This is a genomic window from Paenibacillus xylanexedens (assembly GCF_001908275.1).
GTDB classification, from domain to species: domain Bacteria; phylum Bacillota; class Bacilli; order Paenibacillales; family Paenibacillaceae; genus Paenibacillus; species Paenibacillus xylanexedens_A.
Map to the genome: position 1 here is coordinate 709,376 of NZ_CP018620.1, position 18,568 is coordinate 727,943.

General features: G+C 44.3%; 16 protein-coding genes. 9 read left to right on the forward strand and 7 right to left on the reverse strand.

All coding sequences use genetic code 11. From position 1 onward, the window contains the following. Positions 1 to 149: 149 nt before the first annotated feature. The 6 genes from mnmE to BS614_RS03005 form a co-directional block, all read right to left on the reverse strand. Positions 150 to 1,526: a tRNA uridine-5-carboxymethylaminomethyl(34) synthesis GTPase MnmE gene (mnmE, locus tag BS614_RS02980; protein ID WP_036671881.1), complete on the reverse strand. Its 1,377-nt coding sequence runs from the start codon at positions 1,524 to 1,526 to the stop codon at positions 150 to 152. A gap of 211 nt (positions 1,527 to 1,737) precedes the next feature. Further along, positions 1,738 to 2,439, reverse strand: coding sequence for an RNA-binding cell elongation regulator Jag/EloR (gene jag / locus BS614_RS02985; protein ID WP_036611977.1), 702 nt, complete (start codon positions 2,437 to 2,439; stop codon positions 1,738 to 1,740). Further along, positions 2,436 to 3,317, reverse strand: a complete 882-nt coding sequence (locus tag BS614_RS02990) for a YidC/Oxa1 family membrane protein insertase (protein WP_074092900.1) — start codon at positions 3,315 to 3,317, stop codon at positions 2,436 to 2,438. The genes jag and BS614_RS02990 overlap by 4 nt, the downstream gene beginning before the upstream one ends. 74 nt (positions 3,318 to 3,391) lie before the next feature. Beyond that, positions 3,392 to 3,742: a ribonuclease P protein component gene (gene rnpA / locus BS614_RS02995; protein ID WP_036611981.1), complete on the reverse strand. Its 351-nt coding sequence runs from the start codon at positions 3,740 to 3,742 to the stop codon at positions 3,392 to 3,394. A 309-nt stretch (positions 3,743 to 4,051) separates the two neighbouring features. Next, entirely contained in the window at positions 4,052 to 4,186 is a 135-nt protein-coding gene (rpmH, locus tag BS614_RS03000; RefSeq protein ID WP_017691413.1) for a 50S ribosomal protein L34, read from the reverse strand. Positions 4,187 to 4,595: 409 nt separating this feature from the next. Then, positions 4,596 to 5,504 (reverse strand): hypothetical protein, encoded by a 909-nt coding sequence (locus BS614_RS03005; protein WP_074092901.1) that lies wholly within the window; start codon positions 5,502 to 5,504, stop codon positions 4,596 to 4,598. 544 nt (positions 5,505 to 6,048) lie between these two features. On the opposite strand from BS614_RS03005, the gene BS614_RS03010 reads away from it, so the two are divergent. The 9 genes from BS614_RS03010 (at position 6,049) to gyrB (ending at position 17,210) form a co-directional block, all read left to right on the forward strand. After that, positions 6,049 to 6,723: a GntR family transcriptional regulator gene (locus BS614_RS03010; RefSeq protein ID WP_017691412.1), complete on the forward strand. Its 675-nt coding sequence runs from the start codon at positions 6,049 to 6,051 to the stop codon at positions 6,721 to 6,723. Positions 6,724 to 6,932: 209 nt separating this feature from the next. Then, positions 6,933 to 8,294 (forward strand): GntT/GntP/DsdX family permease, encoded by a 1,362-nt coding sequence (locus BS614_RS03015; RefSeq protein WP_036671886.1) that lies wholly within the window; start codon positions 6,933 to 6,935, stop codon positions 8,292 to 8,294. A 66-nt stretch (positions 8,295 to 8,360) separates the two neighbouring features. Next, positions 8,361 to 9,908: a gluconokinase gene (gene gntK / locus BS614_RS03020; protein WP_074092902.1), complete on the forward strand. Its 1,548-nt coding sequence runs from the start codon at positions 8,361 to 8,363 to the stop codon at positions 9,906 to 9,908. 871 nt (positions 9,909 to 10,779) lie between these two features. Beyond that, positions 10,780 to 12,126, forward strand: a complete 1,347-nt coding sequence (dnaA, locus tag BS614_RS03025; protein WP_036611990.1) for a chromosomal replication initiator protein DnaA — start codon at positions 10,780 to 10,782, stop codon at positions 12,124 to 12,126. A gap of 220 nt (positions 12,127 to 12,346) precedes the next feature. After that, entirely contained in the window at positions 12,347 to 13,489 is a 1,143-nt protein-coding gene (gene dnaN / locus BS614_RS03030; RefSeq protein ID WP_017691408.1) for a DNA polymerase III subunit beta, read from the forward strand. Between the two features lie 16 nt (positions 13,490 to 13,505). Further along, positions 13,506 to 13,721 carry a S4 domain-containing protein YaaA gene (yaaA, locus tag BS614_RS03035; RefSeq protein ID WP_036611994.1) on the forward strand — a complete coding sequence of 72 codons (216 nt, stop codon included), beginning with the start codon at positions 13,506 to 13,508 and terminating at the stop codon, positions 13,719 to 13,721. Between the two features lie 57 nt (positions 13,722 to 13,778). Beyond that, complete coding sequence (gene recF, locus BS614_RS03040) at positions 13,779 to 14,891, forward strand: DNA replication/repair protein RecF (protein ID WP_017691406.1); 1,113 nt, start codon at positions 13,779 to 13,781, stop codon at positions 14,889 to 14,891. A gap of 14 nt (positions 14,892 to 14,905) precedes the next feature. After that, positions 14,906 to 15,154 carry an extracellular matrix regulator RemB gene (remB, locus tag BS614_RS03045; protein ID WP_017691405.1) on the forward strand — a complete coding sequence of 83 codons (249 nt, stop codon included), beginning with the start codon at positions 14,906 to 14,908 and terminating at the stop codon, positions 15,152 to 15,154. A 145-nt stretch (positions 15,155 to 15,299) separates the two neighbouring features. Further along, positions 15,300 to 17,210, forward strand: coding sequence for a DNA topoisomerase (ATP-hydrolyzing) subunit B (gene gyrB / locus BS614_RS03050; RefSeq protein WP_047841032.1), 1,911 nt, complete (start codon positions 15,300 to 15,302; stop codon positions 17,208 to 17,210). Between the two features lie 93 nt (positions 17,211 to 17,303). On the opposite strand, the gene BS614_RS03055 is transcribed toward gyrB, so the two are convergent. Beyond that, entirely contained in the window at positions 17,304 to 18,251 is a 948-nt protein-coding gene (locus BS614_RS03055) for a YheC/YheD family protein (RefSeq protein WP_074092903.1), read from the reverse strand. Positions 18,252 to 18,568: the final 317 nt, after the last annotated feature.

Sequence of the window (18,568 nt, forward strand, 5' to 3'; positions counted from 1 at the left end):
TACTTCTAACCGTTCATCGGAACTTGCATTCCTATCTATATGAAACCAACACGTAATGGCTACAATATCATTCTATCCTTTGACAACAGGCAGAAATTGTACCTCTCCATCATACACTACGATTTAACTCAATCGGCAGTATATTATTTTTACTTTCCTAGACAGAACTGGGAGAAAATCTGATCAATTAATGCATCATGTGCTGTATCTCCAACAATCTCGCCCAAATGCTCCCACGCCAAACGAACATCAATCTGTATCATATCGATCGGAATGAACTGCTCTGCTGCTTCATAGGCATCAACCAGAGACTGCTTCGCTTTTTTGAGCAAAGCAATATGACGCACATTACTGACATAGGTCAGATCTGCGGACTCCAGTTTACCACTGAAGAATAGCGTAGAGATGGCATCTTCCAGTCGATCCACACCCAGATCATCTTTCACCGACATCGGTACAAGCCGTTCTTCCGGAATGTAACGAAGCAGCACGTCACGTTCTACCTGTGGCGTTAAGTCCATTTTATTCATAATGATTATCGATTGTCTACCGCGGATTTGTTCCAATAATTCAATCTCATCGGGATGAAGTGGCTCCGCAGCATTCACAACCATCAAGATCAGATCGGCTTCACTTACCGCAGAGCGAGAGCGTTCTACCCCGATCTTCTCTACAACGTCCATCGTTTCCCGTATTCCTGCCGTATCAAGCAACTTGAGCGGGATATTATTGATCGTAATGAACTCCTCGATCACATCACGAGTTGTTCCTGGAATGTCCGTGACGATAGCCCGATTATCTTGAGCGAGTGTGTTCATCAATGAGGATTTACCTACGTTAGGTCGTCCAACGATAGCCGTCGTGATACCTTCTCGCAGGATCTTTCCTTGCTCTGCTGTAGTCAGCAATTTATCAATTTCAGTCATAACCTGACTGGACTTTTCTTTAATAAAATCAGACGTTAACGATTCCACATCATGCTCGGGATAATCGATATTCACTTCAATATGTGCCAGTGTTTCCACCAGTGTATATCGTAGATCACGCAATTTGGAGGACAGCTTGCCTTCAACCTGTTTCAGCGCAACCGAGAAAGCTCGGTCCGACTTGGAACGAATAAGATCCATGACACCTTCCGCCTGAGACAGGTCAATCCGCCCATTAAGGAAAGCACGCTTCGTGAACTCACCGGGTTCAGCCAGACGAATATCAAGCTGCAACAACAGGTCCATGACCCGTTTAACAGACACTACACCGCCATGCGCACTGATCTCCACCACATCTTCTGTTGTGAACGAGCGTGGTGCTCGCATGACCGTAACCAATACTTCCTCAATCTTTTCCCCATTAACGGGATCTATGATATGACCATAATGAACCGTGTGAGATGCTGCCTGAGTTAAAGGGGTTTTGCTGCGAAAAATCTTTTCCGTCTCCGACACTGCTTCCGGGCCGCTGACCCGGATCACGGCAATACCCGCCTCTCCGACAGCCGTTGATATCGCTGTGATCGTATCACTGATCATAGTTATCTCTCCTTGCTCTATTTTAAATTGCCGTCCCTCTGGGGGGCGCCATATCCATTTTCAAATCTATTAATGATATAAAATATGACATGCTGCTTATCGTATTAAGTTCACTCTTTACTTGTTCTACGCACCTTATCAAATTGCTTCTGTACGAAAAAAGCAATGGCTTCTGCACCGGGCAGGAAGCCATTGCGTCTTCAATTTCGTGTTATTTCGTCGTAATAACCACACGCCGATTAGGCTCCTCGCCCTTACTTAACGTCTTAATCTGCGGGTGATTTTGCAGTTTTGCATGGATGACTTTTCGTTCGAGCGGAGGCATTGGTTCCAGTACAACTTCCTTACCGGTACGGATTGCTTGTCCAGCCAACCGTTCAGCCAGATCCTCCAGTGTCTTCCGCCGACGTTGACGGAAATTCTCCGCGTCGAGCACAATTCGAACGAAGCTTTCCGAATATCGGTTCGCTACAATGTTCGTTAGATACTGAAGCGCATCCAGCGTCTGTCCACGTCTGCCAATAATCATGCCCAGATCTTCGCCGGCAATATTGAAGATATGTCCATCCCGCTGTTTTTTGATATGCACTTCAACATCCAGTCCCATACCTGCTGCGACCTCTTTCAAGAAAGCAGCCGCTTCTTCATAGGGATTTTTAGCTGCAACATCCTCGAGTAATGCATCTACTTCAGATTTGTATGCAGCTGGTTTGATCGGCTGTGGAACAACTTCCGGTACAGGCAATAATTTCACTTCAACTTTGGCCGCCCTCACCCCGAACAAACCCAGGAATCCTTTTGACGGCTGCTCTAACACTTGTATCTCGACCTTGTCCCGACTTACGCCAAGCTCGGTCAATCCTTGGTTTACAGCATCTTCAACGGTTTTTCCTGACGTAATGACTTTGGTCATTTCGATTTTTTGGCCCCTTTCGACCCTTTTCCAGATACGGTCGCTTTGCCACCGTTTTTGCGTTTAGCTCCATTTTTGGAAGAGCTATTCTGCTTCACGTTGACCTCAGCCACGATTTTATCATTATTCCGGTAAAGGAAATAGTTTTGCACGATCGTGTAGATGTTACTGTAGAACCAGTACAGCGGAAGTGCTGACGGGAACTGATAAGACATCACGAAGATCAAAATCGGGTACACCCACAGCATAAACTGCATCGGACCCACTTGCTGTGCAGGGTTCATACGCATCATCATCCATGTTTGAATGAATGTTGTGATGGCAGCCAGCACTGGCAAAATAAACAGGTGATCGGGTGATCCGAGCTGGAGCCACAAGAAATCATGTGTTCTCAGACTGGAGTTTCCATTAATTGAACTATAAAGTGCAATGTAAATCGGCATCTGGATCAGAAGTGGCAGACAACCCGCCATCGGATTAACTTTGTTCTCCTGAAACAACTTCATTGTTTCTTGCTGAACCTTCTCAGGTGTATCTTTATACTTGGCTTGGATCTCCTTCAGTTGCGGCTGGATAGCCTGCATCGCCTTGGAACTCCGTACCTGCTTCATAGTTAACGGTAAGATTAATGTTCTTACAATTAAAACCATTAGAAGAACTGAGAGACCGTATTCACCATTGAACCAATTTGCAAATTCGTCAAGTGCTAAGGAAAACCAATAAACGACATTACTTTTCCAGAACGACTCACTGTTCTTTAGATCTTCCGTGGTGACTCCAACTGTCCCTTGTGGAGTACAACCGGCTAGTACGGTGACCATTGCAATGACTGCAATGAGGAGAATCCACTTCCCTTTTGATGTCTTCAATCGCGACACTTCATAACCCCTCTCTTAACCATTCCATTCCACCGTAAATCATACCATAATTAGGAGGACAAATAAACCGAAGCTTACCGCTTGCTCGACTTCAAAAGAGAGCCCTTTCGCATCGCATGTAGCAGGCTTTTTTCCATTTCCTTATAGGGCATGTCCAGTGCACCTTTTCTGACGATAAAAATCAGATCCATCTGCGTGACAATTTCATGCTCATGATGACGAACAATTTCCTTGATCATGCGTCTCATCCGGTTGCGTACGACAGCGTTTCCGATTTTCTTGCTGCATGATACGCCAACCCGAAATTGTTCCGTATCTTTACGGCGACAGCCATACACCACGAATTGATGATTGGCAAACGATTTCCCATACCGGTATACACGGCTAAAGTCCGCCCGGTTTCGTAGACGCAGTCTTTTATACACGGCGCTTCTCCTTGCTCTTCTCCACCAATGTTATTGACGGAGGCCTCATTACTGATTTAGTATAGGCTTTCTTAAATAACGGTAAACCGTCTTGGCGATAACTTCATTTGGAATGATTGTTACTTGGTTAATTAAACCGTATAAACGTTTATCATTATATAAGGTAAGTTTTCGAAACAATGGAAAACTCACTCAACATACATCGTGTGTTTTCAGAACTTTTTCGCAGACCATTCAGACCTGACCTGTACCAGCATCCAGTCTAATTTGAGCTAAGAAAAAAAGACCACCTCGGTGGTCTTCAATGCATTAAGCACTCAGGTTTTTACGGCCTTTAAGGCGACGTGCAGCCAGAATTTTACGGCCGTTGCTCGTGCTCATTCTTTTCCGGAAACCATGAACTTTTTTACGTTTGCTAACGTTCGGTTTGAATGTAGGTCTCAATGTATTGCACCTCCTCACAAGGAAATACTTATGTGATGAATCACTTTCATCTTCACAGAAAACACCTTTATAAATCTTATCATGACCTATCTATAAAAGTCAACTATGGGGATTGAACACAGTTAGAAAAAATTATTAACATGTGGATAACTTAATACAGTTAGATATTATCCACACTATAATTTTCGATATATCTCCGAGTTCAGGCGAAATAGAATTTCAACTTGACTCAACTTATAAATATTTTAATCACAATAAGTTTATACACTAAAGCCTCCAAATCCATTTTTTTAAACGGGCTTGGAGGCTTCATTTTGCATATTTTTATAAATGATAGCTACACTAAAAATATAGCTTTGTAACCAAACGCTATCTTAATATGAGTAAAAACCATATTATCTACATAACTTTAAAAACTTGCATCAGCATTATTAAACACTGTGAAACTTTTTGCAGCGTTAGAAATTGTTACGTTCGCCCCGAAGTTACCACCAGACACACCTAAATTAATACTACTTATTTTCGCTGTGTCCCATGTGTGTACATACATTGTTCGAGCATTTCCGTGTAAATTCTTAAAATTGGAATCATATGTTATTTGGGCAGCAAAATTGTTACCCATGTAAGCGACATCAACTGTCCCTGCATTAACAAGTTTCATATAATCTTGAATTTCAAAGGCGACTCCTGCTGCACCACTCCCATAAGTAGGATTTGGATTTTTAACCTCATTCCCTCTACCATCATATAAATAACCCGCTGATCTAAGGACTTTAGCATTATAGGTTCCACTCTTATTGTAATAAGTTAACCCAATAGAGTCAGGCCCACCAATTATTTTTGTTTGGCCTGTAATAGGAACCCATACACCAGGTGTATCTGCTTTCCAAGCTTCATTATTCCAATGGCCGCCACCTGTTACTGTCCATTCACCAGTTGTACCAGAATAAGTTATTATTGGTTTGGTTAATGTAACATTAGAAGCTTGTGAGAACGGTGATACTTCATTTTTATCTGGGTTAGTTTCAGTTTTGAAAACGTGAGCGTTAAATTGACGAATTACCTTATCTATCTCGTTCTCTGTTGCTCCCTGAGCAACCAGTTTAGCAATAGTAGAATCAAGTTCTTCCCTATATTCTACTTTTTCTTTTGAGCTCAAATCTACTTTTAACTCGTGGCTGTACTGTTCTGCAAAAGCTCTTTTAGCTGCGACTTCACTTGGTACACCTTCAGATAAGTTCTCAGCTGAGACAGAAGATAGTGCGAAAGAGCCAACTAATCCTAGTGACAATATAGAACATAGTATCTTTTTCTTCATACAAATACCTCCAATAAAATATTTTATGGTTATTACATTATTATATTAACACTATATTGTATTTTTTCAAACATTTTCTTTTTTTATCAATAAACCAAAGTAATATACTGCTGAAAAAAGTTTGAATTTAAGTTTATAATGATTACAGATTCCTTAGTTACCTTATAAATATTCTCAAATTTTATTTCAGAACCTATTTAGTAAACAATTGTATTTAAGAAAAGTTGGTTATATCTTTATATTTTTTACGTTGAATTTTAAAATTAATATTTTCTAATGGAAAATGAAGATTTACAATTTCCTTGAAAAGCAATATTATAAAAAATACAAGTATACCTATAGGGTATTTCATTGAACTTAACATTGTATGGGCAGCAATGAGTGAAAGGGCCCATAATTTTGAAAATTCTCAATGAAAGAGTACTTACTAGATGCAGTACATTTTAAGATTCAAACAAATGTCCAGTCCAAATGTCCAGTCCGCAAAATAGTTATGCTATGATCAGTAATGAACTGATTACTTATTAATAGGAGCGTTAGCCATATGTTATTTCCTTCTTCCTGGCTTCAAGGGGCTTCCCGTGGTGAAGCCATTGCCTGCGAATTAAGGCTGCGGATCATCAGCGGTACCCTACGACCTGGAGAGATTTTGTCGGAAAACCGAATTGCGGCTGATTTTGACAGCAGTCGTTCACCTGTCCGTGAAGCGTTACGAACATTGTCCAATGAAGGACTTATTCGACTTGAACGTATGGGTGTCGTTGTCATTGGACTACGAATCAAGGATGTCGAAGAATTGTATGATGTCCGTTTCCTGATTGAAAGTTTTGTGCAGCAACGACTTGCTGGTGATGTCCCAGAATCATTAATCACCCAGTTGCGTAACGTGATCGACAAAATGCAACTTGCTGGACGGCATCAGGACGCCGTCGAATTCGCCTATCAGGATCTCGTTTTCCACGAGACCATCATTGAAGCTGCTCAGCATTCCCGTATTTCACATCTATGGAAGAGTATTCGATATGTTGTGATGACCGTTATGCTGCTTACAACGCGCAGAGTATTTGTTCAAGGTGAGCAGAAAGTAAGCGCTGTAATTGAGAAACACCGTTTGCTCGTTGAAGCACTTGAATCAGGTGACAAGATGCTCATTCAGGCTGGAGTCCGCACGTATTTCCAAGATTCTGGCAAAACCCTGCACGAAAGCTTTGATTCCTAATGGGTGCAGGTGTTTGCAATCATATCCGTCGTGAATGATTGCGGCTTAACTTGTCGACAAGTATACAAAATGCGATTTTGTTTCAAATTTGGGCATGATAAAACTACATTTTTCGCCAACACCTTCTGCGATACTGGTACACATTTATTTGTTGACGATAATTTCACTTGTAAGCGTTCTATATCAGAAATAAAGGAGCACACAACATCATGAGCACTCTTTTTGGACTATCCCACAACGCAACATTATTGGTTTGGACGTTAATTGCGATCGTTTTTCTGATCGTTTTGATCTCCAAGTATAAATGGAATCCCTTTATCACCCTGCTGTTGTCCGCATTAATGCTCGGTTTGCTTACAGGTATGAAACCTGCCGATGTAATCTCTTCCATTACCGGGGGACTTGGCGGCACACTTGGAACCATCGCAATTGTTATTGCGCTCGGTACAATGCTTGGTAAGATGATGGCCGAATCTGGCGGTGCCGAGCGCATTGCAACTACATTGGTTGATCGGTTCGGTGTGAAACGTGTGCACTGGGCCATGATGATTGTTGGATTTATCGTTGGTATTCCCGTTTTCTTCGAAGTTGGCGTGATTTTGATGATCCCCATCATTTTCACCGTTGCACGTAAAACCAACATGTCTTTGCTGCAGATTGGTATTCCCATTTTGGCGGGTCTGTCGACTGTACACGGTTTGGTTCCACCCCATCCAGCGCCAATGATAGCAATTGAAGCCTTCAGCGCGGATCTGGGTAAAACCATTTTGTACTCTCTTATTGTTGGTATTCCTACAGCGATTATTGCAGGTCCCTTGTTTGGTAAATTTATTGGCAAAAGAATACACACCGAACCGCCAGCAGAACTGGCTGAACAATTCGCAACCAAAACAAACAGCAACATGCCTGGGTTTGGTATTACCCTGTTTACCATATTGCTGCCGGTTATTTTGATGCTGATTGGTTCCATAGCAAGCATCATTGACCCAAATGCTACGAGCGGTTTCACCGTTTTTAGTGAATTTATCGGTCATGAGATCATTGCTTTGCTCATTTCAGTTGTATTTGCCCTCTTTTCACTCGGCTTTGCACGTGGATTCACCAAACACGATATTTCCCGTTTCACCAGTGAATGTCTGGCGCCTACGGCGACCATCATTCTCATTATTGGCGGAGGCGGTGCCTTCAAACAGGTATTGATCAATAGTGGTGTAGGTAACGCCATTGCTGAAGTCGCTACCCATGCCAACATCAACGTGATCCTGTTTGCCTGGCTTGTCGCTGGGCTCATTCGTGTAGCTACCGGTTCAGCAACCGTAGCCATGACAACAGCCGCCGGTATTGTCGCTCCAGTGCTTGCACTCACACCAGGGGCCAATATTGAGCTGGTTGTACTCGCCACAGGTGCGGGGTCACTCATCTTGTCTCATGTAAACGATGCAGGATTCTGGATGATCAAAGAATTCTTCAATATGAGCGTTTCCCAGACATTGAAAACGTGGACCGTTATGGAAACACTATTATCTGTAGTGGGACTGATCTTTATTTTGCTCCTGAGTACAGTGGTATAAATGGAGTATCTATAGTAGAAAGAAATTAAAATCTCATCGCTTTCTAGAGAAAGAAGGATTAAATATATGAACAACTATATGATTGGGATCGATATTGGTACCACCAGTACCAAATCCGTATTATTTACCGAGCAAGGCTCTGTCGTCAGTACCTCAACGCAGGAATATCCTTTGTATACCCCAGCACCCGATGTTGCCGAGCAGGACCCTGAAGAGATTGTACAAGCGGCCCTCCGCTCTGTACGAGGAGTCATGGATCAGAGTGGTGTTGCTGCCGAGCAGATCCTGTTTGTATCCTGCAGCTCGGCTATGCATAGTGTCATTGCCATGGGACAGGATAATAAACCCTTAACCCGTTGCATCACCTGGGCGGATAATCGAAGTGCAGCTTGGTCTGCCAAGCTGCAAGAGAATGGATTGGGCCATCGCATTTATCTGCGCACAGGTACACCGATCCATCCCATGTCACCGCTGACCAAATTAATGTGGCTGCGTCACGATGAACCTGAACTTTTTGAGAGTACCGCCAAATTTATTTCGATTAAAGAATATCTGTTCTTCCGTCTATTCGGACAATATGTCGTCGACCATTCCATCGCTTCCTGCACAGGTTTGCTCAATCTGGAACAACTGGACTGGGACGCAGAGGCCCTTGAGGTTGCAGGCATTACACCCGACCATCTCTCGAAGCTTGTACCTACAACACATATATTAGAAGGAATGAATCACGAATCGGCTGAAAAAATGGCTCTCTCCCCCTCTACGCCCTTTGTTATTGGCGCAAGTGATGGGGTTTTATCCAATCTCGGCGTAAATGCCATTGAACCTGGTGTTGTCGCAGCAACCATCGGAACCAGCGGGGCCATTCGCACTGTCGTGGACCGTCCGGTTACCGATCCCAAAGGTCGAACCTTCTGTTATGCCCTCACAGAGAATCTTTGGGTCATTGGTGGACCTGTGAATAACGGTGGCATGCTGTTTCGTTGGGTGCGGGATGAATTCGCCGCGTCTGAAGTGGAGACAGCGAAACGACTTGGCATCAATTCCTATGATGTACTGACCAAAATTGCCGAACGTGTCCGGCCGGGATCGGAAGGGCTTCTGTTCCATCCGTACCTTTCGGGCGAACGTGCCCCTTTATGGAATCCGGATGCCCGTGGCTCCTTTTTTGGCTTAACACTCCATCACCAGAAAGAGCATATGATTCGTGCTGTCCTGGAAGGGGTTATTTTCAACCTATATACGGTACTGCTCGCCATGGAAGAACAGATTGGGCAACCTACCTCCATTCAAGCCACAGGTGGATTTGCACGCTCTCCTCTCTGGCGCCAGATGATGTCTGATATCTTCAATCAGGAAGTGGTTGTACCCGAGAGCTTCGAAAGTTCCTGTTTGGGTGCCGTCGTGCTTGGTTTGTACGCTACAGGGCGGATCCAATCGCTTCATGCCGTTTCTTCCATGGTCGGTACAACGCATCGGCATACCCCTGTCAAAGAGAATGCTGTACTTTACCAGGAGCTGCTGCCCATCTTTATTCGGATCTCTCGCAAACTGGAAGAGGAATACGCAGATATCGCTGAATTCCAGCGTAAGATGTCCCTTCCCCGTCTCTAAATCATCAATCCATACTTCGTCCCTGCACCAAAAAAAGAGGGTGTCCTCTAAAACCAAAAATCGGTTTTAGAGGACACCCTCTTTTGCTATACACGCATAATCTATCCTTTGATTTCATATTATACATTCATACACTTCAACCTCCATATTCGAGCATCAGCTTACCTCTTGATCCTGATAATTTTCATTACATATGTCTCAAAATGAAGTCATCTATGTCCATTATCCTTATACATTGTCATCACAGAATTACCATCTACTTAGAAAATACACCACTGATCTTGTTCAATTAAAAGCATGAGTTTACTCCCCTCTCCGTCTCCCATCCAGACACTGAATTCGTCGCTTTCACCATCGCCCCATTGGCAAGAAAAACACGAGGGTGAGAGGTCGCTCTTTTTCCGATCTCAATCATGCTTCGTTTTCACTTCACGGTTATCCACAGACAGGTTATTCACAAACGAAGAATACTTTTACACACAATTTGGCATCATTTGACGGATAACCTGTGTATAAAACATTTTTGGTTTTTGGGTCATTCTGTCGAAAATTAAACAGTTTATAAACAATATATTGTGTTGTGACTAAAAATTATACACAAGTTATTGAATTTGTGGATAAAATCACGCGATACGTTGAAATGCGGGGTTTCTTTTGCTATGATTGTATTACTTTTGGATGTGAATATGTGATCTGACCCATAATATTATCAACAGCCTGTGGATAAAGTTGTGAACAATTTTCCGTTGTTCATACTTTTTTTGTTTTCGACCTGCGGGGGTTTGGGGATAAATTCAACAATATATCTCGTATTTCGACACTGCATCATGGCTTAAGCCACACTTGGAACATGTAAAAGGAGTGACAGTCTGTGGACAGCCATACTTCTGATTTATGGCAGCAAATTTTATCAATCATACAAAACAAACTCAGCAAACCCAGCTTTGACACCTGGTTCAAAGCAACCAAAGCCACCAAGCTGAATGACCGTTCAATCGTCATTTCCGCACCAACCACGTTTGCCGTCGAATGGCTGGAGAGCCGTTACACCAAATTGGTTGGCTCGACGGTATACGAGTTGCTTGGCAAGCAAGTCGATGTGAAATTTGTCATCGAAGAGAACAAGCCTGCTGAACCGGACCCGCAACTGCCGGCGCCAACGCCTACAGTTGTACAGGAAGAAGCCGTACTCAGCATGCTCAATCCGAAATATACGTTCGATACATTTGTCATCGGGCCGGGCAACCGTTTTGCCCATGCCGCATCGCTGGCGGTCGCTGAAGCGCCCGCCAAAGCTTACAATCCTCTCTTTCTGTATGGAGGAGTAGGTCTCGGTAAAACTCACTTAATGCATGCGATCGGACATTATGTTCTGGAGCATGATCCGGGCAGCAAAGTCGTTTATTTGTCGTCTGAGAAATTCACGAACGAATTCATTAACTCGATCCGTGATAACCGCGGGGAGAGCTTCCGTAACAAATACCGGAGCGTCGACATCTTGCTCATTGATGATATTCAGTTCTTGGCGGGAAAAGAATCAACACAAGAGGAATTTTTCCATACGTTTAATGCGCTGCACGAGGAACGGAAGCAGATTATCATCTCCAGCGACAGACCACCGAAGGAAATTCCGACATTGGAAGAACGGCTTCGTTCTCGCTTTGAATGGGGGTTAATCACGGATATCCAGCCTCCAGATTTGGAGACAAGGATCGCAATTTTGCGGAAAAAGGCACGTGCGGAAAACTTGGATATTCCGAATGAAGCGATGATGTACATTGCCAACCAGATTGACACCAACATCCGTGAACTGGAGGGCGCCCTGATTCGGGTCGTTGCTTATTCTTCACTGACTAATCAAGATGTAACCACTCATCTGGCAGCTGAAGCACTGAAGGATATTATTCCTTCCAGTCGTCCCAAAATGATCACTATTCATGACATCCAACAAAAGGTCGGCGAGTATTATAGCCTTAAGCTTGAAGATTTCAAAGCACGGAAACGGACCAAGGCAGTTGCTTTTCCAAGACAGATTGCCATGTATCTCTCTCGTGAACTGACAGACTTTTCTCTGCCCAAAATTGGGGAAGCATTCGGAGGACGAGATCACACCACTGTCATACATGCTCACGAAAAAATCTCCCAAGCGATTAAAAACGATCAGGATCTCTATAAAGTTATCAACAACTTAACCGAAAAAATTAAGAATCCAACCTGAACAAGTCCCAAGCCTATGCACAACGTATACACATGTGGATAGGCTTGGGTGTACGGGTTTATACCCACTTATCCACATATTCAGTGCCCCTATTACTATTATTACTAAAAAGATCTTAAAGATATCATCTCCAAAATAGCCATTTCGGAGCTTAGCCTTCGGCCTTTGAAAAACACCTTTTAACACCCCAACACCCAAAAAATCAGCTAGGAGTGAAACCATGAAAATCAGCATAATGAAAAACTACTTAAACGATTCCATACAGCAAGTATCCAAAGCGATCTCGAGCCGTACGACGATTCCGATTCTGAGCGGTATCAAATTCGACGTGAATCATCAAGGTGTAACGTTGACAGCAAGTGACACCGATATATCCATTCAATCCTTCATCCCGCTTGAAGATGGAGATAAAAGCGTAGTTCAGGTAGATCAACCGGGCAGTGTAGTTTTGCCAGCCAAGTTTTTCGTGGAGATCATCAAGAAGCTGCCATCGCAAGAAGTGCACATGGAAGTCAAAGAGAACTTCAACACCTTTATCTCCGCAGGTGCTACCGAAATTCAACTGGTAGGTCTTGATCCGGAAGAATTCCCGGTACTGCCAAGCATCGAAGAAAACCAAACGGTCTCCATTCCAGGAGATTTGCTGAAAAATATGATCAAACAAACGGTTTTCTCCATTTCCACACATGAGACTACTCCAATCCTGACAGGTGTACTCTGGAGTTTGGGTGACAACGAATTGAAATTTGTGGCAACAGACCGTCACCGTCTTGCTACTCGATCAGCAATGCTGGATAATGCAGAAGGTATCCGCTTCAACAACGTGGTCATTTCCGGTAAAACGCTGAACGAGCTCAGCAAAATTGTTCCGGATCAAAATACCCTTGTGGATATCGTTGTTGCAGATAACCAGGTCCTGTTCAAAATCGACCGTGTATTGTTCTACTCCCGTATTTTGGACGGAACATATCCGGATACTTCTAGAATTATTCCAACGTCATACAAAACAGAACTTGTTTTAGATACAAAAAAATTAAGTGAATCCATTGACCGGGCTTATTTGCTGTCGCGTGAAGAGAAAACAAACATCGTGCGTATGCAAACGATGGATTCAGGATCCGTTGAAATTTCTTCAAGCTCTTCCGAGCTAGGTAAAGTAAGAGAAGAAATCGAACCTGCCGAGTTTACAGGAGATCCGTTAAAAATCTCGTTCAACTCCAAATACATGCTGGATGTGCTGAAAGTTGTTGAAAGTGAGCAGCTGATGATCGCTTTTACAGGAGTCATGAGTCCAATTATCTTGAAACCGCTGGATGACAGTCACAGCCTTTACGTGATATTGCCATATCGGACGACCAACTAACGAAAGGAAGATCACAGTGAACCAAGTTACGATTCGTACGGAATATATTAAGCTTGATCAATTTTTGAAACTGGCTGATTGCATCCCAACTGGAGGTATGGCCAAAGCTTTGCTTCAGGAAGGACTTGTACGTGTGAATAAAGAGCCTGAGGAACGCCGGGGACGTAAGTTATACCCTGGGGATATCGTTGAAGTGGACGGAGAAGGCACATTCGAAGTTGCTGCAGAATAAGAAGACCAGTTCGATCCTGCTGCCTCCTGACGGACGGGATAAAAGGGAGGTTACCGCGTGTTTGTGAACAGCATTGATCTGCAGAATTTCCGCAATTATGAACATCTGAGACTGGATTCTTTTGGTCCCGTAAACTTGTTGATCGGGCAAAATGCCCAAGGAAAGACCAATCTTGCAGAGGCGATTTTTGTCCTTGCACTCACCAAGAGCCACCGTACATCTCGTGACAAGGAGCTGATTCGTTTCGGTGAGGAACGTGCCAGACTTGCAGCAGAGGTCGACAAAAAGTACGGATCGGTCAAGCTTGAACTATCTTTGTCGCAACAAGGCAAAAAAGCAAAGATTAACGGCCTGGAGCAGCGCAAGTTAAGTGATTTTGTCGGAGCGCTCAATGTTGTGATGTTTGCACCGGAGGATCTGGAGATTGTAAAAGGCACACCGGGGGTCCGCCGCCGGTTTCTTGACATGGAGATTGGACAGGTTGCACCTGGCTACCTGTACCACCTGCAGCAATATCAAAAAGTGCTCGTCCAACGAAACAATTTGCTTAAGCAGTTATGGGGAAAAGGGGCATCGGCCCAGACTATGCTTGAGGTGTGGAACGAACAACTGGTCGAGCATGGTGTTAAAATCGTCAAAAAAAGGAAACAATTCATAAAGAAACTGCAAAAGTGGGCAGAAACGATTCATCAGGGGATCACCGGAGGCGGAGAAGTCTTGCGGCTGGCCTACCTTCCTTCCTTCAGCGAAGCCGCTGAGGAAGATGAAGCTGTCTTAATGGACCAATTTATGATAAAATTATCACAAATGAAAGAGCAGGAGATTCGCCGAGGCACAACCCTTAGTGGGCCGCATCGGGATGACCTGTCCTTTTTCATTAACGATCGGGAAGTACAAACATATGGCTCGCAGGGGCAGCAGCGCACAACGGCGTTGTCCCTTAAACTTGCGGAAATTGAACTGATTCATGAAGAAATCGGAGAATATCCAGTTCTGTTGCTGGATGATGTTCTGTCCGAGCTGGACCCTTTTCGCCAGACGCAGCTGATCGAAACGTTCCAGAGCAAGGTGCAAACCTTTATTACGGCTACGGGGATCGAGAGCCTGAACGTTGACAAGCTCAAAGATGCCAGTATTTATCACGTTCATGCCGGACAGGTTGAACGCTAAGGAGTGAGGGGCTTATGTACATTCATCTGGGCGGTGAGAAGATCATCCGTTCTTCCGAATTGGTCGCTATTTTTGATATATCGATTGAAAAATCCTCAAAGATCTCCAAGCAGTATGTCACGCATGCCGAGCAGGAAAAAACAGTGGAACACATCGGCGAAGAGGAAGCCAAGTCCATTGTGGTGACCAAAAACATTGTGTACTACTCGCCTATTTCCTCAGCCACGCTGAAAAAGCGGGCTCACATTTTTCCGGATCTCTAGCGTTGTGTGGCATAAAAGATGTCTCTTTTGCTGCTTGTCTTTAAATTTGAATAGCTGCTGAAATGAAGGACGTTGCCTATTTCAGCAAACAATTATTAGTTAACGCATATTTACGATATTGAATCTATAGAAGTAGGTGAAAGGCATGTCTATGAATCAACCGTCATATGATGCGAATGAAATTCAGGTCCTTGAAGGATTGGAAGCCGTACGGAAGCGTCCGGGCATGTATATCGGTTCCACCAGTTCCAAGGGCCTGCATCATCTGGTCTGGGAAGTAGTGGACAACAGTATTGACGAAGCGCTTGCAGGTTACTGCGACCACATTGAGGTCAGTATCCATGAAGACAATAGCGTGACTGTAGTCGATAACGGACGGGGTATTCCTGTCGGCGAACATACCAAAATGAAACGTCCTGCACTTGAGGTAGTTATGACTGTCCTCCATGCAGGGGGGAAATTTGGCGGCGGCGGATATAAAGTATCCGGTGGTTTGCATGGTGTTGGTGTGTCCGTTGTGAATGCACTCTCTGAAAAAGTGGTTGTAACGGTTAAACGTGAGGGACATATCTATCAACAGGAATATCGCCGTGGAGCTCCACAGTACGACCTGAAAGTGATCGGTACAACCGACGAAACAGGAACAACGGTTAGATTCCATCCGGACCCTGAAATTTTTACGGAAACAAGAGTTTATGAATATGACATCTTGCTGGCCCGTATTCGTGAGCTGGCGTTCCTGAACAAGGGTATTGGTCTTACACTGACGGATGAGCGTACAGGTGCAACCAACTCATTCCTGTATGAAGGCGGCATTATCGAATACGTCTCCTTCCTCAACCAGAAGCGCGAAGTACTGCATGAAAATCCAATTTACGTTGAAGGTTCCAGAGATAACATCCAGGTGGAAGTTGCCCTGCAATACAATGACAACTACACCGAGAATATCTATTCCTTCGCGAACAATATCAACACGCATGAGGGCGGAACGCATGAATCAGGTTTCAAGAGTGCCCTTACGCGGATTATCAATGACTACGCCCGTAAGGCTGGGGTAATCAAGGACAGCACGGGGAACCTTTCCGGGGATGACGTGCGTGAAGGCTTGACAGCTATTATTTCGGTCAAGATTCCGGAACCGCAATTTGAAGGACAGACAAAGACCAAGCTGGGCAACAGCGAAGTGCGTGGGATTGTCGAATCCTTGTTTGCCGAGAAGCTGCAGGAGTTCCTGGAAGAGAATCCTTCCGTATCCCGTCGCATTTTGGAAAAAGGGCTGCAAGCAGCACGTGCGCGTGAAGCTGCCCGTAAAGCCCGTGAACTGACACGTCGTAAAGGTGCACTCGAAGTGAGCTCACTTCCAGGTAAACTGGCAGACTGTTCATCCAAGGATGCTTCAATCAGCGAATTGTACATCGTCGAAGGTGACTCTGCAGGCGGATCAGCAAAGCAAGGTCGGGATCGTCATTTCCAAGCGATTTTGCCACTGCGTGGTAAGATTTTGAACGTGGAAAAAGCTCGTCTTGACCGAATATTGGGTAATGCGGAGATTAGAGCAATTATTACGGCAATGGGTACGGGTATTGGTGATGACTTCGATATTGCCAAAGCACGCTATCACAAAATCATTTTGATGACCGATGCCGACGTTGATGGTGCTCATATCCGAACACTATTGCTGACATTCCTGTATCGGTACATGCGTAAAATCATTGAGGCAGGTTATGTATATATTGCACAACCGCCATTGTTCAAGATTGAGCGTAACAAAGTGATTCGTTATGCCGGTTCCGAGAGAGAGCGCGATGAAATTATTGCAACGCTCGGCGAAAATGCGAAATTCAACGTTCAGCGTTACAAAGGTCTTGGCGAGATGAATGCCGGACAATTGTGGGAAACGACGATGGATCCGGAGAGCCGGACCATGATGCAAGTATCGATTAATGATGCCATACTTGCTGATACCATGTTTGACACCCTGATGGGGGATAACGTTGAACCGCGTCGTGACTTTATCCAAGAAAATGCAAAATACGTGAAAAACCTCGACATTTAACATATTCGAAGAGGCGCCTGAGAGGGCGCCTTTTTTATATTAGGGAAGCTATGGAACAGGGAAGGCGTATACTTAGATCTCCATATCCCTTTGTTATCTGCGTACACGTTTTTTGGCAGATGAAGCCTGTGCTTTAGGGGATGGCCGGGAGCTCTTACCCTTTTTGGAGGGCAAACGACCGTACGCAATCGCATAACGTTTGATCTTCCGGTACGCCTCCTTGTCCGGTAATAAGCCAAAGGCGTAAATGCCTGGCAGTGTGTTGACTTCAAGAATCCAGGGACGCCCTGCTTCGTCTAGCGCAATATCAATACCAATCTCTTTAAGTCTTGGAAATGATGTTTGCAATTGCACAGCGGTATGAATACCTAAGCGGTACAGCTCAGTGCGAAGTTTTTTGAAGCCATCCTGATGAAGATGGGGGAGTACGAGTTCTTCAAACGTGGCCAATCGCCCACCGCCATGAATGTTGGTGATGATTTTACCCGGGGCAGCAACACGTCCCAGAACACCTGTTGTTTCCCAGTTGTGTAGCAGATTTTTCTGAGTTAACACACGCAAGTCAAAAGGCAAATTTTCATGCTTCATCAGCGAGATTCCCTGTTGAATGATATATTCACGTTCCTGAATGCGATCATTCAGTGCTCGTTCGAGTTCGTCCAGGGAATGAAATGATCTCTCCTCTGTACCGTATTGGAGATGATATGTTGTTGTGAGATAGGTAGCTCTGGAGATAACAGCACTTGCTTCGGGTTCATCAGCCAGGTTTCGATCATTGGTTTCTTCCGAAACCTCTGCATCTGTGGTGGAATCTTCGGAATTAACAACAGGTTCGTATAAACGGGTTGTTCTCACCCGCATAACGCCATTACCGTAAGTGCCACGGTCCGGTTTGATATAGTTGGACTCAAATAATTCAGTCATTCGTTCCAGAGTTTGACGGCTATATTTTCGGGTCACTGGGATATATTCATTCACAATGCGACTGCGTTGTAACACGGCTGTTTTGGCCCATTTGCTGGAGACGCGTTGGATACCCAAGATTCATCAGTCCTTTCATGTTTTTCAGTTCTAAAGAGGGACCAGACACGGAGAAATCAAAGGACAAGAGACGATTTCAGTGGTATAATAGAGAAATATGGCGTTTTGTGCGATGAGCTGCACAATTTGCAGTTTGATCGTAGGACGGGAATGGCTTTAGCCTCGGTAGGCACAGTACATATGCCGTTTTTCTAGCATTGTATGTGCAATTGGGGAGGAAGGCAGGGCGTATCCCCAGACACGCAGAAGTTCCCGGAAGAAAGGCTATTGCCCAGCGGACGTTTAATTGTGTAACTTTTGTGAAAGTAATATAATAA